This is a genomic window from Rhodohalobacter sp. (genome assembly GCF_041686455.1).
Taxonomy (GTDB): Bacteria; Bacteroidota; Rhodothermia; order Balneolales; family Balneolaceae; genus Rhodohalobacter.
In genome coordinates, this window is record NZ_JAWLDW010000004.1 from 1 (window position 1) to 23,936 (window position 23,936).

Annotated in this window: 21 protein-coding genes and 1 pseudogene; 13 read left to right on the plus strand and 9 right to left on the minus strand. The window is 41.4% G+C overall.

The annotated features are described in order from the left end of the window. Positions 1-345, plus strand: a pseudogene (locus ACESM0_RS00975) (hypothetical protein); the annotation flags it as partial. An 11-nt stretch (positions 346-356) separates the two neighbouring features. On the opposite strand, the gene ACESM0_RS00980 reads toward ACESM0_RS00975, so the two are convergent. The 3 genes from ACESM0_RS00980 to ACESM0_RS00990 all read right to left on the minus strand — a co-directional run bounded on the left by ACESM0_RS00980 (position 357) and on the right by ACESM0_RS00990 (position 2,976). Beyond that, positions 357-1,334, minus strand: coding sequence for a hypothetical protein (locus ACESM0_RS00980; RefSeq protein WP_372902746.1), 978 nt, complete (start codon positions 1,332-1,334; stop codon positions 357-359). A gap of 17 nt (positions 1,335-1,351) precedes the next feature. After that, positions 1,352-2,131 carry a glycosyltransferase family 2 protein gene (locus tag ACESM0_RS00985; protein ID WP_372902748.1) on the minus strand — a complete coding sequence of 260 codons (780 nt, stop codon included), beginning with the start codon at positions 2,129-2,131 and terminating at the stop codon, positions 1,352-1,354. A gap of 86 nt (positions 2,132-2,217) precedes the next feature. Continuing rightward, positions 2,218-2,976, minus strand: a complete 759-nt coding sequence (locus tag ACESM0_RS00990; protein ID WP_372902750.1) for an NRDE family protein — start codon at positions 2,974-2,976, stop codon at positions 2,218-2,220. Between the two features lie 120 nt (positions 2,977-3,096). Between ACESM0_RS00990 and ACESM0_RS00995 the strand changes: the two genes are divergently transcribed. Genes ACESM0_RS00995 through ACESM0_RS01005 form a run of 3 tightly spaced genes read left to right on the plus strand, consistent with a single transcriptional unit; the run spans position 3,097 to position 6,887 of the window. Continuing rightward, complete coding sequence (locus tag ACESM0_RS00995; protein ID WP_372902752.1) at positions 3,097-5,664, plus strand: PP2C family protein-serine/threonine phosphatase; 2,568 nt, start codon at positions 3,097-3,099, stop codon at positions 5,662-5,664. Positions 5,665-5,684: 20 nt separating this feature from the next. Further along, entirely contained in the window at positions 5,685-6,191 is a 507-nt protein-coding gene (locus tag ACESM0_RS01000; RefSeq protein ID WP_372902754.1) for a thioredoxin family protein, read from the plus strand. A 30-nt stretch (positions 6,192-6,221) separates the two neighbouring features. Further along, the gene (locus tag ACESM0_RS01005) at positions 6,222-6,887 is read left to right on the plus strand and encodes a metal-dependent transcriptional regulator (protein ID WP_372902756.1); all 666 of its coding nucleotides are present in this window, start codon (positions 6,222-6,224) and stop codon (positions 6,885-6,887) included. 4 nt (positions 6,888-6,891) lie between these two features. Here ACESM0_RS01005 and ACESM0_RS01010 read toward each other — a convergent pair whose 3' ends face one another. Further along, positions 6,892-7,710, minus strand: a complete 819-nt coding sequence (locus ACESM0_RS01010) for an SDR family oxidoreductase (RefSeq protein WP_372902758.1) — start codon at positions 7,708-7,710, stop codon at positions 6,892-6,894. A gap of 445 nt (positions 7,711-8,155) precedes the next feature. On the opposite strand from ACESM0_RS01010, the gene hemG reads away from it, so the two are divergent. Then, a complete protein-coding gene (gene hemG / locus ACESM0_RS01015) occupies positions 8,156-9,517 on the plus strand; it encodes a protoporphyrinogen oxidase (RefSeq protein ID WP_372902760.1) in 1,362 nt (453 codons plus the stop codon). Here the strand turns inward: hemG and ACESM0_RS01020 are convergent. Next, a complete protein-coding gene (locus ACESM0_RS01020; protein WP_372902762.1) occupies positions 9,511-10,989 on the minus strand; it encodes a hypothetical protein in 1,479 nt (492 codons plus the stop codon). The genes hemG and ACESM0_RS01020 overlap by 7 nt on opposite strands. Positions 10,990-11,099: 110 nt before the next feature. On the opposite strand from ACESM0_RS01020, the gene ACESM0_RS01025 reads away from it, so the two are divergent. Beyond that, on the plus strand, positions 11,100-11,477 hold the full coding sequence (locus tag ACESM0_RS01025) for a carboxymuconolactone decarboxylase family protein (RefSeq protein ID WP_372902764.1): 378 nt from the start codon (positions 11,100-11,102) through the stop codon (positions 11,475-11,477). 819 nt (positions 11,478-12,296) lie between these two features. Here ACESM0_RS01025 and ACESM0_RS01030 read toward each other — a convergent pair. Beyond that, positions 12,297-13,682 (minus strand): tyrosine phenol-lyase, encoded by a 1,386-nt coding sequence (locus tag ACESM0_RS01030; protein WP_372902766.1) that lies wholly within the window; start codon positions 13,680-13,682, stop codon positions 12,297-12,299. 302 nt (positions 13,683-13,984) lie between these two features. On the opposite strand from ACESM0_RS01030, the gene ACESM0_RS01035 reads away from it, so the two are divergent. The 5 genes from ACESM0_RS01035 (at position 13,985) to ACESM0_RS01055 (ending at position 18,763) form a co-directional block, all read left to right on the plus strand. Then, complete coding sequence (locus ACESM0_RS01035) at positions 13,985-14,746, plus strand: zinc-dependent peptidase (protein ID WP_372902768.1); 762 nt, start codon at positions 13,985-13,987, stop codon at positions 14,744-14,746. Between the two features lie 110 nt (positions 14,747-14,856). After that, positions 14,857-15,720: a bacteriorhodopsin gene (locus ACESM0_RS01040; RefSeq protein WP_372902770.1), complete on the plus strand. Its 864-nt coding sequence runs from the start codon at positions 14,857-14,859 to the stop codon at positions 15,718-15,720. A 131-nt stretch (positions 15,721-15,851) separates the two neighbouring features. Continuing rightward, a complete protein-coding gene (locus ACESM0_RS01045; RefSeq protein ID WP_372902772.1) occupies positions 15,852-16,838 on the plus strand; it encodes a cyanophycinase in 987 nt (328 codons plus the stop codon). Then, positions 16,828-18,018, plus strand: a complete 1,191-nt coding sequence (locus ACESM0_RS01050) for a BamA/TamA family outer membrane protein (protein ID WP_372902774.1) — start codon at positions 16,828-16,830, stop codon at positions 18,016-18,018. The genes ACESM0_RS01045 and ACESM0_RS01050 overlap by 11 nt, the downstream gene beginning before the upstream one ends. Positions 18,019-18,034: 16 nt before the next feature. Continuing rightward, entirely contained in the window at positions 18,035-18,763 is a 729-nt protein-coding gene (locus ACESM0_RS01055) for a uroporphyrinogen-III synthase (protein ID WP_372902776.1), read from the plus strand. Positions 18,764-18,771: 8 nt separating this feature from the next. Here the strand turns inward: ACESM0_RS01055 and ACESM0_RS01060 are convergent, their stop codons facing one another. After that, complete coding sequence (locus ACESM0_RS01060; protein ID WP_372902778.1) at positions 18,772-19,656, minus strand: glycerophosphodiester phosphodiesterase family protein; 885 nt, start codon at positions 19,654-19,656, stop codon at positions 18,772-18,774. A gap of 84 nt (positions 19,657-19,740) precedes the next feature. Between ACESM0_RS01060 and ACESM0_RS01065 the strand changes: the two genes are divergently transcribed. Together ACESM0_RS01065 and ACESM0_RS01070 are read left to right on the plus strand one after the other, a co-directional pair. Next, on the plus strand, positions 19,741-20,253 hold the full coding sequence (locus ACESM0_RS01065; protein WP_372902780.1) for a phosphoglycerate mutase family protein: 513 nt from the start codon (positions 19,741-19,743) through the stop codon (positions 20,251-20,253). 135 nt (positions 20,254-20,388) lie between these two features. Continuing rightward, positions 20,389-20,625 (plus strand): TIGR03643 family protein, encoded by a 237-nt coding sequence (locus tag ACESM0_RS01070; RefSeq protein WP_372902864.1) that lies wholly within the window; start codon positions 20,389-20,391, stop codon positions 20,623-20,625. Between the two features lie 78 nt (positions 20,626-20,703). On the opposite strand, the gene ACESM0_RS01075 is transcribed toward ACESM0_RS01070, so the two are convergent. Both ACESM0_RS01075 and ACESM0_RS01080 read right to left on the minus strand, forming a co-directional pair. Then, positions 20,704-23,106, minus strand: a complete 2,403-nt coding sequence (locus ACESM0_RS01075) for an endonuclease MutS2 (protein WP_372902782.1) — start codon at positions 23,104-23,106, stop codon at positions 20,704-20,706. 61 nt (positions 23,107-23,167) lie between these two features. Beyond that, on the minus strand, positions 23,168-23,860 hold the full coding sequence (locus tag ACESM0_RS01080) for an SIMPL domain-containing protein (RefSeq protein WP_372902784.1): 693 nt from the start codon (positions 23,858-23,860) through the stop codon (positions 23,168-23,170). Between the last annotated feature and the right edge of the window lie 76 nt (positions 23,861-23,936).

The following is a 23,936-nucleotide window of genomic DNA, read 5'->3' on the forward strand; positions in this document are numbered from 1 at the left end:
TGTGAGTGGAGTCTGGGCATGGCGCTGTCAAAACTTAGAATTCCGATTTTACCTTGGTTAAATGGCTATGAAAGTCCGCAGCTTGACTATATAGAGGATTATACTGAACATAACTACGATTTTACTGCCATTGAATGTACTCTTTACAACGACCGATTTGTGTATGATTTTAAGGCGATCCAACTCAAATGGCTTCGAAAATTTTTGATTTCATTTTTTTCTTTGGTTCCCGGTAAGGGCGACTATATGAAAGTGACTCCCTACTGCCTGCACTTCGGATGGCATCACCAAAAACAGCCTTTTTATGACTTTGCCGATCGGGTTTGGGAAGAGTTAACAGAGTAGGCCGTATCAATTTATAATTGAATTTCAGACTTTCCTTTTTTACCGGTAATTGTGAGAATCAGATACAGGCTAAAATTCAACACTTTACCAAGCACATCATGGACAAGGAAAATACCGGTTACGGGAGCTACGGGCACCTGTAAGATTTTTGCGATTTCAATATTGGTTCCGGTAGCTACAAGATCCTGGCTCGGAATGATTGGGATCCGGCTGATAATGATATTTACGCTCAAAAATGTAAACCAAATCTCAAGGCTGATTTCCGGAAGGACAATATGCCACTGCAGAATTTGAGCGGCGTAAAGAACGATCATTCTGATTGAATGTATGGAGAAAATCTTTATTGAAGTTGTAGCCGGCATGCTGAAGAGATATTTTCTGAATCGGGCTATAACAGCTGCCAGAATAATCGCAATGATACCAACAATCAGATAGTCCAAAAGTGTGGTGCCTGCCAGTAAGTCGCGCTGAATCAGTCTGTCTAAAGCCTTGATTTGACCGGTTAGGAAAAGAATCCCCAATAACCCGAATGCAATAATTGTGGATGCGGCAGATGAGATGATATTCATATCCCGCACATCTTTAAAGATCTGTTTTTTTGACTTTTCAGTGTGAATAGAAGCCCACTGCATCAGTACGATCTCACCGGAATACCCCATCACATCTTTATTGAAAATTCTCTTTTTGATAAAAATATTCAGACTTTTCCAGTAGGGAATGTTCCAGGTAATTTTATACGCCAGGGTTTCCGAAAATGGAAGCAGAAAGTAGATAAAGAGAAAAAGAACGTAAAACCAGGGTGTAGTGGGAAGAGAATTGATAATATTGCCCCAGCCAATTCCTGTAAGCTGAACGGCAATGATGGCAATAATTAGTACCTGTGCTGCATAAGACAGGTATTTGAAAAACGTTTTACCATGCGGTGACTGCCTGAATTCCTTGAATTTTTTCTGAAATGATTGAAATCCGATTTTTAGTGACTCTAACATATCTTGAAATTTTTCGCTCAAAGAATACCGAGCTTTCTAGAGTCTCTTATGAACATTTCAAACGATTCCTGTTCCACCCGGGATAGTTTAAATTTAGGATGTCCCAGCAGATCTCCCTTAATTTTTGCGTACCACATAAACTGAATCCAGTTTTTGGGTGAATTCTTTAATCTGCGCAAAAAGTGTTTTTTCCCGGATACGTTGCTCCCATGGAAAACCCGTACAAAAAGGTATGCATAGCTGAGATCGAGCATTTTATATCTGCCTTGCCCAATCCATTGGTTTAGATAAACGGTATCCTCACCGCGTCGCATCGACGGATAGCGGATTTGATCGTTTCGCCTGTGCATTATGGAGCTTGGTGAGCCATCAGGAAGCCGGCCGATATATGGATGGTCGATTAGATCCGGAGAGTCGATATGAAAAATATTTCCTTCGAGGCAGCATGCATCAAAACCGGAACGGAGTGTCTGGAGCTGAATTTCAATTCTTTTGGGATGGAACCAGTCATCATCATCCCAGCAGATCATATAGTCGCCAGTCGCATTTTCTAATGAGATATTCCGAAGTTCACCCAGAATATTATTGGGAGAAGGCTTAATGAAGGTATAGTTGACCTGCTCTTCAGGAAAAAGATCCAACAGCTCTTCAACTTTTTCTTCACCGTTGTCAACTACCACAACTTCAATATTTTTGTGTGTTTGGTTTTTCAAAGAAAGAAGCGAGCGCCTCAATAACTTTTTCCGATTTGCTGTTACAATCAGGCAACTGACTTTATCATCCTCTGTTGGTGGCATTTGAATTGGTTAAATAAGTTAAAAAAAAAGGTCTTGTTGTGTCGAATAGTACCAATAATTTTTGAGAAACGGGCAGTGCTCAAAAGCTAGAAGCTGTGGTGTTCAGAGTGAACTACCTTTAGGGAACCGGGTTGATATGTTTTCTCGATAAAGGTTGTATCTCCATCCGGGTTGGCAAAAAGAAGTGTTGAGCAGCGAGTTCCATAGTCGTCTGAGAGAATAAATATAGAAGAGACCATTCGTTCTCTTTCTAGAGGAAGTCCTGTAGAGGGCAGCTTGTGATCAGGAAAAGTTTTTGTACTGCGAAGGAGTTCGAATAGCGATTCTTCCTGAAGTTTGTTGTCTTCAACCAGCGTTTTGAAATCAGATAGTGCCTTTTCGGTTTTGGGCCATTTTGTGCTTAAAAAAGCATTGCTTAATGAGTAATATCCGGGTTCTAATGCCCGAAGCTCGAGATGTTGATTGTTGAAATAGTAAAGGTTGTCGGTAGTACCAAATAATAGATTGAACCCGTTATAAGCTGTAGCCTTAGGCTTTATTGACTGAAAAAACTCAACAGGTCCGATATCGGAATTCAAAAAATCTGTGACAAGATACCCTCTGCTGGGGGCATTTTCTTTAAGACTTGTGATATCCCGGTAGTTCGTCAATGCCGCGAACCGTTGATTTTTAGTAATACCCAACCATGTACCTCCGGCTTTTAAATCTTTACCGGCCAGCAGATCCGGATGATTTTCCCAAAATTGAGCAGGACGCGTTGGCCGTTCATAAAACTCATCTCTGTTGGTTGCCAACAAGAGAGGGTACTCTTTATGAACATGATATGCAAAAACGGTTAGACACATAAAAACAGGTGATTTAACTTTTTTAATAACACAAAAAATTTTGAAACTTTGTTTCTTAAATTCCGATGTAAATTAATGGATCTCCATATTTAATCAATAACTTCTTAACCTGCTTTAAATTTGTATCCCGATACAACAAAAAGAGATATTGTACTACTGACAGCCGGTATTCTAGCCGCGCTGACTTTTTTCTGGTTGTATGGAATTCAGCATCCTTTAAGTAAAGCGGATACTTCTTTGGGTGAGGAGAGGGCTTCAACCCACGCTCAGGAGATTCTTCAATCCCTGGGATATCAGGCAGGAGTGGAGCCAAATACATTATTTCGCGTACAAACTTCGTTACTGGATTCTCTGCAGTATCAAACTGATTTTCAGGATTTCTACTCAGATGAACAGAAAAGGAATAAGTTTCCGGTTTTTTTCTGGCGGTCTGAATTTTTGGTAGAGAAGGTAGATACGGATGATTTTTCCATGGGACCTGGAAATTTCAGAAGTATAGAAGTGGATCTCAATGAGAATGGTGAGTTGCGATCACTGAATAACTCAGATAACCTAATTCCTGAAAACTTTTTTCATACAGAAGTGCTCTCTTACGCATTAGATATTGAGCATCCGGAAATACCTGCTGAATCGGTTGACAGCACACTGTTCGACAGAATACAGTTTCAGTTTTCGTCGGCTCAAACTGTGCTGAACCCAGAAGAAGAACACGGTGGTCTAACCCAGATGGGTACAGATGTGGCGGAAAAAATGGCGAATTATCATTTAAAGAATACCGGTTGGCCGATAACCGATCTTCAGTTAAGGCAAGTCGAAAGAGTCACCTTAGAATTAACAGATGCCGCAAAGGTTGTCTATTCGATCGAAGATGATGTCATCAATCAAACAATTGATCTGAGCGTTACCGTTCTGCCTACGGGAGCTCTCCTATCGCTAAACAATAGCTTACGATCAGATGAAGCTGCCGGTACTTCATGGGATACTATAATCTCGGGTATCAGGGGTGCAGTATTACTATTGCTGGTTTTCTGGATTCTTATTCTGTTTATAATCCGCTTCAGAATGAGATTGATTGACACAAAAGCCGCAATATTGGTTGCCGTCTTAGCCGGATTTATTTTTCCGTTGGTAATGCTGTCGCAATTGACTTTTGAGCATTTCAATAATTCGGGGAGTATCGATTTTAATTTCATCTCAATGGTCATGATTTCGGCGGGTGTGACCGCAGCTTTTACATCCCTGATTTACTTCCTTGTTACAGCCATATCAGACTCTATAACCCGTCAAAACTGGGTTGAAAAGCTACAGACGATTGATCTGCTTAGAATAGGGCATTTTTTCAACAAACCGGTTGGCCTCTCTTTTATCAGAGGTATTGCCTACTCGTTTATTTTAGCGGGTATATGGGCATTAGCCTATTCTATTATGCCAAACGGTTACCTTACAGCCGAACCGGTCTTTTTTTCTGACGATAGATACTTGGCTAATATTGTATTAATGCTGACAAACATAGCCGTTTTCTTTCTGGTAGCTCAGTTAATTTTTCTAGTATTCTTGGGCAAGATGAAAAAGATTGCAGATTCTTCTGTAACTCTTGTTTTACTTGTTGGGCTGATATTTGGAATTATGAACCCTCTTGCCGCAAGCGTGGGTCCGTTTTACGTGGAGTTTGTACTGTTAGCTATCGTTGGATTAGTTTTGGGCTGGATTTATATTCGCGATGATTTCCTAACAGTATTTATTACTCTGTTCTTTTTTGCCAATCATCTAGCTACGGCCCCGGGTTGGGTGATATCGCAATCACCTGACGCCATCCTTTTCTTTACGAATATCTTGCTTGCGCTTGTGGGCCTGGTTTATGGAGGATATTCTTTAAGCACCGGAAAGACTGAAAAGGAACTTCCCAATTTTGTGCCTGAATATGTTGATGAGCTAGCTCAGAGTGAACGGATAAAACAAGAACTTCAGATTGCGCGTAAAGTTCAGCAGTCATTTTTACCCATCAGTACACCGAATTTTGAAGGTCTGGATATTTCTGCAGTATGTAAGCCGGCTTATGAAACCGGAGGAGATTACTACGATTTTATCTCTCTGAAAGATGATCAGCTTGGTGTAACAATTGGTGATGTAAGCGGAAAAGGAATACAGGCTGCTTTTTTTATGACCTTTATAAAAGGTGTGATTCATGCCGTTTGTGAAAACTTTGAATCTACTGTAACGGTTTTGGCCAGGGCCAATAAGTTGTTTAAAAAGAATGCCGGCAAAGGGATTTTTATTTCTCTTATATTTGGTGTAGTGGATGTGAAAAGGGATCGATTTACCTTTTCGAGAGCAGGGCACAATCCACTTCTTTTCTTTAAAAGCAAGGAAAAGAAACTGTACACCTACACGCCCGAAGGTATCGGTTTAGGAATAACTGAGGATAAAATCTTCAGGGAAAACATTTCTGAACTGTCGTTAGACTTTCAGCAAAACGATATTATAATATTGTACACTGATGGTGTTGTTGAGGCAACCAATAATGTAAATCGATTTTATGGCGATAACAGGCTTAAAAAACTTATCGAAACCTACCAGGAATCAAATGCAGATACTCTTTTGAATAAAATAGTTGAAGACCTTTACACGTTTGGAGATGGTACCAATCAACACGATGATATGACTCTTGTAGTCATCAAAAAGAAGTAAAATCACTCAGATCAATTTACATGAAGAATTTCTTACACATACTAATTGCCTTAACTTTTTTAATGATTGTGTTACTCTTTTCTTCCCGGCAATCAGTGGCTCAGGATGTTGAAATTACCCCTGAACCTATCAGTCTCGAGGAGGCTCTGAAACTCGCACCTGAATCCGATAAAAAAATTCTGGTTGATGTTTATGCCGAATGGTGTCCTTACTGCCAGAGAATGCATTCAGAAGTGTACAAGAATGATGATGTAATCAAGGCGATTTCTGATCACTACATATGGGTCAAAATCAATGTGGAGTCGGATCAAATGGTAAGCTATCATGGAAATGAAATGACCGAAGCGCAGTTTGCCCGTGCACTTGAAAATGAGAGCGTTCCGACAACCTATTTTCTGAATAAGGAAGGCAGCATTCTTGGTTCTCAGCCCGGTTTTATCGAAGCGGAGATGTTTTCCAGTCTTCTAAAGTTTGTTGGCAGCGATGAATACCTTATGCAGACCTTTCAGGAGTATCAAAATAATTAGTCCTACGTATCAGTAATTTAATTTTTGTTCATGTCCAGAAGTCAATCCGTTGAAGATTATTTAAAAGCTATCTATAAGCTCGAAAATGAGTCAGAGGGTGGAGTCTCTAACTCGAGACTTTCTGAGGAGATGAATGTAGCCGGTGCATCCGTGACCAATATGGTGAAGAGATTGTCTAAAATGGGGCTGGTGAACTACGAATCCTACTATGGCTCCAGATTAACCGATGCGGGAGAAAAAATTGCTCTTGAAATTATTCGTCATCATCGATTGATTGAACTTTATTTAACAGAGATGATGGGTTACTCCTGGGATGAAGTGCATGAGGAGGCTGAAAAGCTGGAGCACCATATATCAGAACAATTTGAAGATCGAATTGCGGAACTGCTCAATAACCCACAGTTTGACCCTCACGGAGACCCAATACCCGGAAAAGATGGGAAGATGCCCAAAGTTCACCTTTTTTCATTGATGGAGATTAAAGAAAAGACTTCATGTGTAATCAGAAGGGTAAAAAATCAGGATCCGGACCTTCTTCGTTACCTGGAAGAAAGAAATCTGATACCGGGCGTAAAGATTGAGATTATTAAGAGAGAACCTTTTGATGGCCCTGTTCATATATCTGTTGAAGGAGAGAATGAAGTGGTGATCGGTGCTAATGTAGCATCAGATATCTTTGTGGTAAACCGTGCGTAGTCCGTTATGGAGTGTGATCCATCGGATTTGGATATGAAAAGGTGTATTCTAATTCCTTTTTTAACTTATCGTTTGAAACGACTCTATAGTCCGCTTTTTCTTGACTGGTGAATTCAGGTTCCGGTAAATTGAAATGTTGAGCAGCTGATTTGTAAAACTCTTTTCTGGGAGGATGCCCATCGGAAACGGCGTTATAAATTTCGTTCTTTTTATCCAGCCTGATAATTTCTGAAACTATATTCAAACAGTCCGTTTGATGGATAAGGTTTACAGGTTTTGCTGCATCCGAAAGCCCTTTCTTTCCGGCAAGATATTTTACCGGGTGCCTGCCATATCCATACAATCCGCCAAACCTGATAATTGTAACATCCAGTCCTGATTTTTTGAGAATATCTTCAGCTTTTAAGACTGCTTCTCCCGAAGGCCGGGCAGCATTACCGGGCTCTGCGTCTTCCTCTTTAGTGATTCCTCCAAACGGACTATAAACGGATGTTGAGCTCGCAAAGATGATCCACTTGATATGTTCTCTTTCTGCCTTATCAGCAACTTTTTGAATAAGCTTCGGGTAATCTTTCTCAACATCTTTGATGCCGCGACCGGGAGGTATATTCAGAAATAAGATATCTGCAGACCAAAAACTTTTTGATTCCTCATCCTCAAGCTGTTTGGGTAACTCAATCAAATGAGCCTGAATACCGGTTTGTTTGATCTCTTTTAGTTTTTTTACGGATGTGGTTGAACCCTTCACGGTAAAACCCTTTCTCAATAAATTTTGGGCCAATGGAAATCCAAGCCATCCACACCCTAGTACTGAAATAGTCATGGTAGTCATTATTTAAATGGGTTTGGAATGTAAACACAACAGGGCAGAATTGAAAAGGTGATTAAACAAAAAAGAGTCTATAACGAAAGAAGCATTTGTTTTCGTTTTACAACAGATCTGCAAAATTTAAATGTATCACCTTTCTGACTTCTCAGAATTCTATTAATATCTGCTTAACTTAATTTTTGTAGATTTGACTTCTTATGTAGCTGGTTTCACCTGTATTATCACTTATCTTTGCGTTGCACTCTAAAAGAGTGATGTGAACCACGATAAAATTATCAATCGTATTACAGGAGTAATTCTTTTTTAGCCGTTTCTTTCAATCAATTACAATTAAGCTGAATTGGAGAAATAGACAGGAAGTAATTTTATTTTCAGCTTAGGTATTGAATAGAATGGATCTATTCATGAATGAAAATCTAGTTTTTAAAAATAGATGTATATGTCAAAAAAAATTAACCGAGTAGCCATTGTCGGAGCCGGTATTACAGGTTTGGTTACAGCATGGAAACTCCAGAAATTTAGTGTGGAAGTTGATGTTTTGGAGCGAAAGGCGGAACCTGGCGGTGCAATTAAAACGGTTAAAGAGGACAATTGGCAGGTTGAATACGGCCCCAATACACTACTCCTAAAAGATAGAATGGTAGCCGAATTCATTTCAGAACTTGGTTTGAACGGTGAGAAAAAAACTGCTAACCCTGAGGCGAGCAAGAGGTTTGTGGTAAAAAACGGTGTATTGGAACCTCTGCCGTCCTCTTTAAAATCAGCCGTAACAACTCCCCTATTTAGTTTAGGAGGGAAATTACGAGTGCTGGCAGAACCATTTGTACCTAAAAATAGTGATCGCGATCAGACAGTGGCAGAATTTGTGGAGAGGCGATTGGGCAAGGAGATGCTGGATTACGCTATTAATCCATTTGTTGCCGGGATATATGCCAATCGTCCGGAATATTTATCTCTTCGACACGCATTCCCGATGATGGATGACCTTGAACAAGAGTACGGTTCACTGATTTGGGGTACTTTTGCCGGATCAAAAAAGAGAAAGGAGAAGGGTAGAATAGATAGGGAATTAATCTCCTTTGAAAAAGGAATGCAGCAACTTCCCTTAACTATTGCGGAGCAGCTCAACAGTATGTACCTGAATCACGAAGTTCGGTCGGTTACCGAAGAGGATGGAGAATGGTCGGTAGAAAGCAGTTTGGGGAAATTTGGGCCATATGATCACGTTATTTTAAATACCCCGATTTATAAGTTGAATCAAGAAATCGCGCCCGTTACGGATCAAGAACTGAAAACTTTGAAAAAGGTGAACTATCCGCCTCTATCTGTTTTGCTTTTAGGTTTTAAAAAGGAGGATGTTAAACACGAACTTGATGGCTTTGGGTTTTTGGTTCCCGAACAGGAGAACAGAAACATTCTGGGAGCCCTGTTCTCTTCCACTCTTTTTGATGAGCGTGCTCCTAAGGATATGCATTTAATAACCGTATTTGTAGGTGGTGGCCGTCAGCCAGAATTAGCCGGGAAGGATAGTGAAGAGTTACTGAAGCTGGTTGTAAAGGAGCTTAATGATTTGATAGGCCTGTCGGGAGAACCGCAATTTAAAGACCATGTCTACTGGCCACAATCAATTCCGGGATATCATGAAGGCTACGATGAAATTCTGGATACTATCAAAAATATTGAAGATCGAAAGAGAGGCCTTACGTTAGCCGGTAATTTCAGGAATGGAATATCTGTACCGGATTGTATAAAGAATGGGTTGAAGTTGGCGGACCAGCTGGCCGGAAGCGTAAGTTACTGATGTTCTTCTTCCACTTTGGGACTGCTTGAAAATACTTCAACCATCTCCTGCAGCAGTCCTTTCCCAAACATCATTAGCTTCTCTTGTCTGCCGAGGGCGAGGAACCGCAGCAGTAGTCTTAGATTGTGAAGCAATTTCGGAGGATCAGTTAATAGTGTTTCGTTTTCAATCACGAAATCCCAGTCTATCTCATTTTTAAATTTTACACCACGCTTCTCCATGCTCATCTTGTAGATATTGGCGATCAAGCCATAGCCAACGGTAGAAGGGTGGAGACCGTCGAGGCTGAAGATTCCTCCTTTTTCTACTTTTCCAGTTTTCTCATTAATTCGCAGATAATCTGTACTGATGTTGGGCTCTCCCATTTCATTTATCATAAATGATGTTTTGGGATTTTTTTTCAGTGCTTCGATAAACCCGTCCGGAAATGGTGATATGGTTTCGGGGAGGTGCCGTCGCCTAGCGGCGGCCTGTACATACCGTGCTACGGGAACAACCACAAAATCATATTCATCAGCCAGTTTTTTAATACTGTGGTTATACTGGTCTACTATTTCATCCAGTTTAATTGCGTCATCGCGGGTTAAGTGCGGATGTTTGTCGGGGTTGAAATCTTCGTCCCAAATCCAGAAACGGGAATAGTAATCAAAATAGCCGTCTTCGGGCGCGCAATCACCCAAATTGACACCGCGAATGGCCGGGGGAATAGTTACATACGGAATGGTTGGTACAAAGACTCTTTTTGTATTTAACTCGCTGATTTTTTCATACAACGTTCTTAACTCCTGTTCAAAATGATCCGGCCGGAATACGGTACACCTTCTCTCATTGAATGGGACATTCAGATCGTTCTCCTCAGAAAACTCAATCTTCATTTTTGTGACGGCTCCAATAATATTGTTGTGGCCCAGACAGGCGATAAGGTTTTCAATTCCTCCATCGTTACTCAGTACTTTGAGATTATCAATCTGGCTGTGATTTTCGAATATTTTACCAAAGGTTGGGTTCAGAACTAAACGAGCAGTTGTATACATAGCCTGATCTGGCAGTACGCTAAACACAGAGTATTGAGGCTTGTTGTTACGAATAAATTCACGGCAGAACTTTTCATTCAATAACCAGCTGTCGCTAATAGAAAATCCCCAGACTGCCTGGTTGTGATAAGGTGTCTGCTGATCTTCATTTTTAAGAGAGATCATCTGACCTTCCCAATAGGACTTGATCCTTTTTAGCGTAGAGTAGACATGATGGCCGGCCTGAACGGAATTAAACAGGTTAATCTCATCACCAAACTCATCTTCCAGGCCACGAACAAGAATTTCCATGTTGATGGGGATTCCCGCCTGAGCAGAAAAAGAGGGCAGATTCATTTGAATATCATCACCCATCGCGCGACTCAGCAGTGCAGGGAAACTGAGATCTGTTCGGTAGATACCACCGTTTTTAAACCCTTGGGCGAGACTATCACCCATGGCCACCAGCTTATGTTTGTAGGAATTCCGTCTGAATATCACGTGATGAAAATTTGTAACTTGCCGACGTTAGATACTTCAATGTACCATTTGCTCTAATCAAAACGAATATGTCTAAAAAAACAAATCGACTGGAAGAATTTCGCGAAAAACGTTCTGAAATGAACGATAAAATTATGGATCTCAATCACCTTGGTGTGAAACGATTCTTCAACCTAGATAGCAATACGTATCGAGATGGGGCGCTTTCGGGTGAGACAAAAGAGTTACTTGGATTGGTTGCTTCTGCCGTTCTTCGCTGCAATGACTGTATTGATTATCATCTGGAACAGTGTGCTAAGAGTGGTTTTACTAAAGATGAGATTATAGATGCGATGAATGTTGCTTTGGTAATTGGCGGCAGTATTGTTATTCCACATATGCGTCATGCCGTAGAAACACTCAAATTTCTTGAAGGCGAGGGAGCCCTTAAAGTTGAGAGGGATTAACCCGGTTTAATAACTGCCTCTCGTCCCGATTTTCGGGACAGACGAACCCGCAGAGTTCCTCAGGTTGAAACCTGTGGCTATGAGTTTGGCTTTGTTACGCCATTTGGATTAGCAGCCTGTCATCAGGAGATGTCTCGACTCCGTACCGACAAAGAGCGTCAGGACTTCGCTCGACATGACAATCAAATAAAATACAAGAAAAACAGGGCTGTTCAGCAATTAGCTGAACAGCCCTGTTTTTTTATTCCATGTATGATGTTGTCATGTCGAGCGGAATGCAGGCAAACGGAGTGAACAGGAATGGAGTCGAGACATCTCCATCCTGTAGACAATGCTAAACTCTCACAATAAAGTGCCATAGACTTGATAAATAATATGAGTTCGATATAAGAAAGCTAATGACGGATTTGACCAAATCTCCCCTAAAATGGGCGCCGAAGCCTCGGGGAGAGGGGTGTCCATAGAATTTTCCTAATGAATATCCATTTACCTAAATCCCTTCCTTCTCAAGAAGGGGGACTTCTCATATGGCCAAATTCAGTGATTTTATATCGAATTGACGTTAAATCGATTGTTACTCTTAATAATTGTTTTTGCTATTGAAAATGCCCGATTAAATGAAATTTGTTCCGGCTGCTACCAAGTGTCGTTAGACACGAATTATCCCTTAGCCCCACATTTCATTGTTGGGAATATTGAAAGATAGGAGATGAGAAAGTGCCGCAGGCATGGCAGGTGTTTTTCAATTTGGAGCGTGGAAATAAAAAACCCTTCAAGGGTTTTGAACCCTTGAAGGGTTTAATTAAGAGAATTAGTGACTTACAAAACCTCAAACCTGGACTGGAAGAACCGCAAATACTCCGGCTCATATACAAATTTGAGACCTTTAATCTCCTTCGCGTTATTATAAACTGCTTCGACCGATTCGGCTACAACATCCATGTGGGCCTGTGTATAAACCCGGCGCGGGATGGTAAGGCGAACCAATTCAAGTTTTGGGTAGTTATGCTCTCCGGTATCCGGATTTCGTCCGGCTGAAACTACTCCCCGTTCCATGGCACGAACACCTGAATCGAGATAAAGTGCTGCGGACAGCGATTGTGCAGGAAGCTGATCCTGACTTAATTGCGGAAGGATTTTTTTAGCATTCAGAAAAATTCCGTGGCTTCCAATCGGTTTTACAATCGGAATCCCCATCTCAAGCAGTTTCTCGCCCAGGTATTGAACCTGCCCGACTCTTGCGCGGATATGGTCGTAATCGACTGACTCTGAAATACCGATTGCCAATGCCTCCATATCACGGCCGGCCATTCCACCATATGTGTGCAATCCTTCATAGATCACAACCATATTGCGTGCTTTATCAAAAAGTTCATCATCATTAAGGGCAAGAAATCCACCTATATTAACCAGCGCATCCTTCTTGGAGCTCATCGTTGCCGAATCGGTTAAAGAGCAGATCTCTTTCACAATCTCTTTAATGGATTTGTTCTCATAACCCGGCTCTCGCTGTTTAATGAAATAGGCGTTTTCTGCCACCCGGGTCATGTCATGAACAATCGGGATGTTATATTTCTGAGTCAGCTTCCGAACTTCTTTTAGGTTACCAAGTGAGATGGGCTGACCACCGGCCATATTTACTGTAGTTGCTATGGAGACATACGGAATTTTATCCGCTCCTTTCTCTTTGATCAAATTCTCAAGTTTACTCAGGTCAATGTCTGCTTTAAACGGATGTTCACTCTCAGGATCGTGAGCTTCATCAATAATGACATCCACAAATGTACCGCCGGCAAGCTCCTGATGCAGTTTGGTTGTAGTGAAATACATGTTGCCCGGAACAAAGTCCCCCTCCTCAATCATTAGCTGAGAGATTATATGCTCTGCAGCGCGTCCCTGGTGGGTTGGCACGATATGCTTATAGCCATAATATTCCCGAACGGCATCTTCGAGGTGATAAAAGTTACGGCTTCCGGCGTATGCTTCATCACCGAGCATCATCCCGGCCCACTGCCGGTCGCTCATCGCTGATGTACCACTATCGGTTAGAAGGTCGATGTAAACATCTTCTGATCTTAATAAAAAAGTGTTATAACCGGCTTCCCTGATCGCTTTTTGGCGCTCCTCCGGAGTTGTCATTTTTACCGGTTCAACCATCTTAATTTTGTAGGGCTCTGCCCAGGATCTTTTTTTCTCGTTACTCATGATTTTTAATCAGTTATTTGATTTGAATGTTAAATAGGTAGAACAATCTGTCTTCTTAACAGACAGTATTAGCAAAGGAGAGAATTATAAAGACGGGTATGCGTGGGGGCTGATAACAATATCTTCAGCTATTAAGCTGTAGCTGATTATTTGATATGTTTGTGTAATTTTTTCCATTCGTCTTATTTATAAATTTAATGTAGGATATTTGATACTTACTCTCCAATCAATTTTCAGTACAAAGCACGATTTGATATTTCGAACTGTTATGGTATCCTGATGAACCACAATTCGTAATCAATATGCCTCTAATCCAATATTTTATCAGAAAATGGGTGACAGCCAAACCACTGTCTGATGCGCGGCTGAGAATTTTGTACGGAAAAGTGCCCATTTATAATAAGTTACCCTCCGGCTATAAAGATTTGCTTCATGACCGAATGAAAGTTCTGCTTCATGAAAAATATTTTGAGGGATGCGGGGGATTAAAATTGACGGAAGAGATGAAAGTTGTTATAGCAGCTTATGCATCCGTCTTAATTTTAGAGGAGAAAGCAGACTATTACGGTGATTTAAAATCAATCCTTGTCTACCCGGATGATTATTTTGCACCTGTAAACCAGGAAACAGATGGTGGTTTTATTGAAGAGGGATATGAGAACAGAAAAGGAGAATATTGGCATGCCGGTGTGATTGTTTTATCCTGGAATGATATTGAATCACAACTCTACGGGGAGGATCGAGGGAGTGGCCAGAATCTGATTTATCACGAATTTTCACACTTTCTGGATGATCGATATGGGCTTACAGCCGGTATCGATCAAAACGGTGATACCCTACGCGATGATGAATGGACAGTGGTCATTGCAAAAGCATATCGAAATTTAAGGTTTACCGGCAAGCACTCTTTTCTGGATCTGTATGGTGCGGAGAGTCCGGCAGAGTTCTTTTCGGTTGCGACAGAACTCTTTTTTGAACGGCCTGAAAAACTTCTTCAAGAGAACAAAAAGCTATATATCCTGCTTCAGAATTTTTATCGGCTGGATCCAATACGGTGGAAATAATAAGATTAAAAATGTATTAGTTGACGAACTTTCTTAAATGACGGTGTGTTGAGTCGGGGTAAGTCTTAAAAATTAAGGCTCGCATAAACTTTAATTAACCTTATATCGTCATGGATTTAATTAGTTCTTTAGGGAATTCGACCTTTGAAAACTATGTCGCGATGGAATCCGGGTTTACGGAAATGGCCTACCAAATGTCGGCCCACGTTCTTACTCTCGGTTACGCGATTATGTTGGCAGGGTTGCTTTACTTTGTTTTGACCATTAAGACCGTAAAACCGAAATACAGAATATCTTCAGTTCTATCTGTAGTTGTAATGATTTCAGCATTTTTGCTGCTGCTTGTACAACAGCAAAACTGGACAGGAATGCTTACTTATGATGCAGACTCTGCCCGATATGTGCTGGATGAAGGAGCCGACCTGTTTAATAACGGTTATCGTTATTTAAACTGGTTAATTGATGTTCCGATGTTGCTGTTTCAGATTCTGTTTGTAGTAACCCTGACCAAAAGTGACTTCAGCTCAGTTCGAAATGGATTTTGGTTCTCTGGTACTGCAATGATTCTTACCGGGTATGTAGGCCAATTTTATGAAGTAACAGATCCAACATTGTTCTTCATCTGGGGTACAGTTTCAACGCTTTTCTTCTTCCATATTCTATACCTGATGAAAAAAGTAATTTCTGAAGGCCAGGAAGGAGCACCTCCAAAAGCACAGAAATATCTTGGCACAATCTGGAAGTTATTCCTTTTCACCTGGATGCTCTATCCGGGCGCGTACCTGATGCCTTACCTAACGTTTGGCGGACTTGAGCCGGTCTTGAGCGAGACTCTGGTTGTAGCGCGACACATTACATATACCATTGCTGATGTAGGTTCTAAAGTAATTTACGGTATACTGCTTACTCTGGTAGCTCAGGAAATGAGCAAAGCAGAAGGATATGACTTTGAGGATATGGAGAGCGCTCTCTAATTTCTTAAATTTATTACTCTTTATTAAAACCCCTCTACTTTTGCAGTGGAGGGGTTTTTTTATTATACGTATCAGTGGTTTCAGATTGTTATATTTGCACAATGATATTTCAGAAACTCGCCACTTTACTTTTGTTTGTTTTTTTCGCTTTCTCAGCGGCATGTTCTGAGGAAAGTATTACACCTCCACCTGCACCGGAATCATCGGTAAATATTATTATATCCGGTAACGAAGAACCTGTAAAACCGGATTTGAAAGGCCCTTCTATCTATCTGATGGGCAAAGGTATGCCGGCGCTCTCTTCCTTTGAGTACTTTTTAGATACTTTAGCCGATTCACATGTGGATATTGTGGTGCTTGCAGGATCATCTGCATCAGGCGGTTCAGCTACTCCCGAGTGCGATCTTTTGATGGAATTGGATCATGTCAATTCATGTGCAACTGCCACAGTTCAGTCCCAGGAAGAGGCAAATAGTGAGGAACTTGTGGAAATTATTGATCAAAGTGAGATCATATACTTTGCAGGCGGTAATCAGTGCGTGTACGTAAACTGGAGAGATTCTAATCTGCACTACGCCATCAACCAGCTCGTCGAAAGGGGCGGAGGTATTGGCGGCGGCAGTGCCGGGCTGGCGATAATGGGAGATATGATTTATGATGGCTGTTCAGGAAGTGTTCGTTCGGATGAAGCACTGTCTGATCCTTATCATGAGTATATTAGCATATCAGAAGGTCTGTTTGAACTCTCATCGTTCGACAACACAATTACAGACAGTCACTTTTCTGAACGGGATCGCTTGGGCAGGTTCATTAGCTTTATGGCGAGAATTTCGTCAGAAAAAGACAGAGATGAATACTTTGGCATTGGATTGGATGATAATACATCCATAGTTATTGACCACAGCAGTACCGGAAAAGTGTTTGGCGGTTATGCAACAAGACTTAAAACAACAGAGAGAGCTCAACATGCAGAAGAGGGGATTCCTGTTACAATTTATGGTGTAGAAAGAGTTGTTTCTGCTCCCGGTGAGACAATCAATATTAATGAATTCAATTTTGAACAGAGAGATATAATTGATGTGGAAAGTGGAGAGATTATTTTTAGGAATGAAGATTAATTTAGCAGTCTATTCTAAGTTAAAGACGGTTTACCGTTTTATTTATTTTTTGTTAGGAGTATCCTTCCTTACAGCCGGTTCAGTTGATGCACAGATTCTCAACCTTCCTGATGAAGAAGACAAAAAGGGTGGTGTTCACTATTCTTTGGTTCCGGTATTTGGATACAGCAGTGACACCGGATTTGTTGGAGGAGTGGTGCTTCAGAGATTCAATTACGGTGATGGACGGTCTCCCTTTTTAAGTAACCTGAAGGCAGACATAGTATTATCTACAAGAGCCGACTTAATCAGTGAATTAAATTATGAGCGAACGCGTTTTTTTGGTCGTGATATTCGAAGCGAATACTCTGTAATTGCAGAACGTTACAAACGTGCTAATTACTTTGGTATAGGAAATGAAACGGACTTTTCCAGTCGACTATATAATCAAGACTACTATTTTTTTGAAAAAAGGGTAATTGAATTGGCTGCACGTTATAGAAAAGGAGTAACTGAATATGGATTCGAAGGGACATTTGATGGATATATTGAATTAGGCTTTTCATATCTGGATGCTTCAAACCGGCAAGAAGAATCACTATTTGCTATAGAGCAACCTGCCGGAGATAACAGACAACTACTTAATAGTTTTGGATTTGGAGTGATTGCAGAAGATCGTGACAGTGAGTTCAATCCTACTGAGGGATATCGCTATGAGGCTGGAATCGAGTTTAGCGGGCCTTACACCGGAAGCGAGTTTAATTATGCCAAGGTTCATCTTCAACTGCGAAATTATGTAGAGTTAATGCCTAAAGTTTTGATAGCTCAAAAAATTCAGGGTACGCACTTAATGGGTGATGCGCCTTTTTGGAAACGTTCATCACTTGCCGATAAATATGGTCTGCGTGGTTACCATGAAGATCGATTTTTAGGTGACAGCTCTATACTTCATGTTTTGGAAGCAAGATCTTGGTTATTTTCACTCCTTGAAGATGAAGTCAGATTGGGAACGCAGCTATTCTGGGACAGTGGAAGGGTGTTTTCGAAAAATGACAGCAACCGTTTATTTGATAATTGGAAACACACATTCGGTTTTGGCGGTGCAATCTCAATATTTAACCCTGATTTTATATTGCGGGGTGATATTGGATTTTCTGATGAATCAACCCAGATATATATCGGAATAGGCTACATATTTTAATTTAATTCGTTTTTTAATGATCCTTTTTACTGCAGACAGAGATACATCAGCAAAGTTTTTTTTGCTTGAATTAGCAAAAAAGAAAGAGTTTCTACATTTACCCCTGGAAAATTTTAAATACCATGTAAATGAAGAGGAATCAAAACAGATTCAAGATCACATAGACGAGTTTTCTTTTATCATACATGGTAATCTGCGTAATGCCAGATATTTTTCTGAATGGATGAAGCAGAATTCGATGGTAGAGCAAGTACGCCGCCGTGTAAATATTGTTTTGGACAAGCCTACAGCCGTGTTTCTGGAAGAGTTTGGTATTCCGGCAATACAGCCGCGGGAGCCGGCAAAACCGATCGATATATTAGAGTTTATGCTTCGTATATCGAAGGAGGGGAACACACTCTATCCCACTGCAGAGAATAAAACGGAGGAGATGCCCGGGCTTCTCAAAGAACTTCAAATGCCCGTGGCTGAATTTTCGGTCTGTAAAGAAGTTACTTTGGAGGAAGAGATTTTGAAAGACTATAAATCTGAAGTCGGTAAAAATCCAATTGAGATCGTTTTGCTTCACAACAGATCTTCTTATGTACGTGTCAAAACAGCTTTTCCGGATTTGGATCTGTCAGCTAAAACTATTGTGGCCGGCAGTTTGGGAGTTGCCGAAACAATGGAAAAAGAGGGATTAAAGCCGGATTATCTTGCAAAAGGATCGTGGGCTTCGATAGCAAAAGTTTTAGATGAAATTTAATTTGGGGCTCATCTTAGAACAGCAGCACTGTCGGGATAGTCGGTGATGAATCCGTCTACACCAATCCGAAGCATCTCTCTCATTTCATCTACGGTGTTTACTGTCCATGGGATTACTTTCATTCCTTTCGCTTGCAGTTCAGATACAGATTCTGCATCGAGTAACTTATAATCGGGGCTCCAGATATCGGGTGTATATCCTAGCAGGTTGATGTACATATCCGGGAGCTCATCATTACTTACAAGCATCGCCTGTCTTACCTCGGGTGCCAGCTGTTTGAACGCGATTAACGTTGATGGGTCAAAAGATTGAATAATGACTCTGTCCAGCACACCAAGTTCATTGAGCTCTTCGAAAAGTAATCTTGAAAATTCTTCGGGACCGGGCACATATTCGCCATACCATTCCGGACGACTTTTTGTCTCAATATTATAGTGAAGAAGAGGAAGATCATTTTTACTTGCATACTCTTCTACGGCTTGAATCGCATCTGTCATCAGCGGTTTGGTTACTTCCATCGATTGTTGATCAGGGAAATTGGGATTTCCGCGTTTACCAACATCAAATTGCTGAGTCTCCTGATACGTCATATCATAGATGTTGAAATCCATCTCTTCAGATTCGATAACAGGTTCGCCATTGGGTTTTGTGCTGAACAGATGATTAAACCACGGCTCATGAGAAACCAGGATTTTGCCATCAGCAGTAACTACAACGTCAAACTCTACGGTGTCAACACCAAGGTCTACCGCTTTTAAAAAGGCCGGGATCGTATTTTCAGGCATAATTCCGCGTGCTCCACGGTGTCCCTGCAGATCAAATGTGTCAGACTGTTCCATGGTACAAGAAATGGTGATGAATGCTGTTAAAAAAAGAATGGGAAGATGGCGCATATATTTTCGATTTTATCATGAACATCGTAAGTGGCTGTTAACTTGGTGTAAATATATTGTGAATCTTTAACTATACAAGGAAAAATGAAATATAAATCTCTTCTGCTACTCAGCCTACTCTTACTAACTGCATCACTTCCGTCGGTTGCACAACAAAACTCTGACATTACTACGTTTGTCCTGGTTCGGCACGCCGAAAAAGTTGATGATAGTGCGGATCCGGAGTTGTCACCGGAAGGATATCAGCGTGCAGAACGGCTTGCAGAGATGCTTCAAAATATATCGTTCGATGCAGTCTATTCTTCTGATAGAATTAGAACCCGAGAAACCGTTCGTAAAATCGCCGATCAAAACAGTGTTGAAATTGTTTTCTACGAACCACATGAAACGGAAGAGGAAGTAAAGCGAATGTTAAATTCAAACACTGGCAAAACCGTTTTGGTAAGCGGCCATTCCAACACAACTCCCTTTTTTGCAAATGAACTGCTGGGCAGGGAACATTTTGCTGATAAATTCGATGAGTCAGACTACGATAACCTTTTGATTATTACTATAGCAGGTGGTGGTGAGAGTGAGCTGCTGCATTTGAGATATTGAATTCAAAGCAAAATTAAATCAATTGATCAATTTCTTACGGTTTACACACCCCTTAATCCCGTCTCGAGAGGGGATTATTATTAGTCTTATGAAATGATTTGGACCATAGAAGCATTACATCCCAAAAAGAAATACATGGAACTCTCGAAAGATAAAATCAGCAGAATTATTGAAATGGCGTGGGAGGATCGCACCCCATTTGACGCGATTGAATTTCAATTTGGCCTCAGTGAAAAAGAAGTTATTGAACTGATGAGAAAGGAGATGAAACCGTCGAGCTTCAAAATGTGGCGCAAAAGGGTAACCGGGCGATCGACTAAACACCGAAAGTTACGCAAAGACGATGTAGACCGGTTTACCAGTCCCTACTGATTGGATTTTTCTTTATCAAAGTGTTTCGACTTTGCGCTGTTTGTGAAGCAGTGAATGAAGTTGGCTTTGGAAAAGACATCATCCCAACTCCACCACGGTACATCCACTGCCGCCACTTTCGAACGGGGCAATATCAAAAGATTTTACACCATCACGTTTTTCGAGATATTCGTGAACCAGTTTATGTAGAATTCCCTCACCCTTGCCATGCACAATTTCAACCTGCTGTAAATTACGGGCAATTGCCTTATCCAGGTAAATGGTAAGCTCTTTGATGGCTTCATTACCCCGTTTTCCGCGAAGATCAAGCCGCGGTTTTACAGAGAGGTCGATATCCTGAGAGCCTCCGTATGATCGTGAGCTGCTCTTTTTCTTCTTTTTTGGAGGCGATGTTTTTGTGAGTTTATTCAGCTTGGATTTAATCTTCATTCCATTCACCAAAACGGTTGCCTGCTTACCTGAAAGCTCAATAAGATCTCCACCGGTGGTTCCATCGCCGATGATTACAAAATCACCGACTTCCGGTTTTTCATCGCTTCGTACAGGTTCTTCGCTCTCTGTTTCAAATTCATCTTTAAACGTATGAATCTCCTTTTTTGCCTCTTGAATGTCGGAGCGAGCCTCATGGATTTTGTCTTTATTATCCCGGCCTTCACTCACTACTTTTTCAACCGCCTCCTCGATCCGCCGATTGGCATCTTTCATGATCTCTTCAGCGTCTTTGTACGCTTTTTCAATAATTCCCTTTCGCTTGTTATCGATCTGCTCCGAACGTTCCCTGTAAATCCTCTCCTGTTTCTCCGCTTCGATGAGTTTTCTTTGAAAGGTTGAACGCAGCTCTTCGGCTTCCTGCATCTGTTTTTCCAGATTAATTAACAGGTCACCCATTGAGTCTTTCTGTTCACCCAAAAGCTGCCGGGCTTTATCCATTAATTCGTGAGGCAGATTCATGCGATCAGCAATTTCAAAAGCGTAACTGCTTCCGGGCACACCTTTTTTAAATCTGTAGGTAGGCGAAAGGCTCTCCTGATTGAACTCCATCGCACCATTTACAACCTTTTCGTTCTCGTGAGCAAATACTTTTAATGATCCGTGGTGTGTGGTTACAATTACTCTTGAACCTTTATTGATCACCTCCTCAACAAACGCCTGAAATAGTGCACCGCCTTCCTCGGGATCTGTACCTGCTCCGGCCTCGTCAATGAGGATCAGAGAGTTCGGTTCCATTCTGTCCAATGTGGTTTTCATCCAGTTGAGGCGGGATGAAAATGTACTCAAATCATTCTCTATGGATTGGTCATCCCCGATATCTACAAAGAGTCCGCTTAGTACGGGCAGTTCAGAATCGGGCTGTACAGGAATGGGATAACCGGCTTGCAACATCATACAGAGCAATCCGGTGGTTTTCATGGCAACCGATTTACCACCCGCGTTAGGCCCCGTGATTACCAGCCCCAGCTCATTTTCTAAAAGCTCCAGATCGAGAGGGATAACGGGTTCAGGCTCCTGAAGTGATCTGTTTTTGAGCATCAGGTTGGGGTTTTTGCCCCGAATCAGATTTAAATGATTGTTACCAGATAAAACCGGAATGGTGCCTTCAAGGTCCAGCCCCAGACTTACAACGCAGTGAATTGCGTCCAATTCGCCTACGTAGGTGCAATTCAGCTCCAGCTCTTCATTGTATGTCCTCACCTGATCCGTTAGTTTTTGAATGATGCGTTCTATCTCACGCTTCTCTTCAGCCTCCAGCTGACGGATCTCATTATTGATCTGGAGCGCTTGGACCGGCTCAATGTAAACTGTTTGGCCGGTTGACGAAACATCATGTACAAATCCTTCTACTTTGCGCTTATACTCTGCCTGAACAGGAATAACCATACGCCCGCTACGAATGGTTGCTCCCTCATCTGAGGTCATACCATCTTTAGCGAGCCGTTTCATCACTTGCTGAACCGTACTTCGAAGTTTGCTTCTCTCTCTGTTCAGCTTTCCACGAATCTGCTGTAGTTCGCGACTTGCATCATCCCTTAGCTCTCCACGCTCTGTAATCACACGCTGAATGGCTTCTTCAAGCGGCTTCAGATTTACGAGGCGGTCTGAAATTTTCTGAAGCGACGGAGTATCAAATTCGAGTCGTTTAAAAAAATTGGTGATCAGGCGGGCCAGGCGAGCATTTTGCAGAATAACCGGAAAATCATCGAGTGGTAGAATAGTCCCTTTTAAACGGCTGTCCTTAAGTATTTCGCGAACGTCGTCCAATACCGTCAAGGGATGCCTCGATCCGCTTTGTAAAATTTTTGTCCACTCACGGGATTCAGAAAGTCTGCGCTCAACGGTACTCCGATCGGATGTGGGAGACAAATTATCAATCTCTTCACGCCCGTAAGGGGTGAAGCTTTTTCGAAGAGTTGCCTCTCTTATACTCTCAAAACCAATCTTTTGAGAGCTGTTTCCAGGGAATAGTTGTATCTGTTTAGCCATAGACGGAAAGTTCGCAATCTTTCCGCCTAAAATCGAATCTATAATGGTGAATAAATGATGTTTAATTCATTTTGAACTGAACCCTGACGCTCTCAGAAATGGGTATAGTCCGCTGCATGACAATTAGGGAGCCGCTGTTTGATTCAGCACTCATCATGGCCATATCCCGGCGAACAACTCCTTTAGAAGAGGTATAATCAATATTGTGGACACCGCCTAACTCCATGCCGGATGCCTGAGCTAATATTTGGGCTTTGCTGCGTGCGTTTTCAACGGCTTTTTCCAAAGCCTCATTGCGTGCTTCTTCTGCAGATGATGTTGAAAAGTTGGCTGAAAAATTATCAAAGCCATTCTCAATCAGGGTAATTTGCATCGACTCAAATTGATCTAAATCCTGCAATTGGATAGATACACTCTGTCGTGTTTCAAACCCTGTATTTTGAGAATGTCGTCGCGGAGAAATACTGATTGGATACGCATTGATGTACTCCTCGTCAATATTATGTTCAATGATCAGTTCTGTTAGGAATTGCTCCAGATTTTTATGATTCTCAAAAGCCTTGCTTGCTTCTTCGTCAAAGCGATTGATGGTGATATTGAAAATAATCTCATCGGCAGGCGCAAAAACTTCGCCTGTGGCATCAATGGTTATCAGTCTAGCAGTATCCTGTCCTGTCAATATTTCCGGTGAGGTGCACCCTGCAAAAAGGAAAAGAAATAGAAGAACAATGTAGCGCAGATCTGTTTTTATCATATAAAGTATCAGTTAGATTTATTTGGTTGGTTCAATATACTTTAAAAGTAATTGTTTCAGATGGAACATATAATAC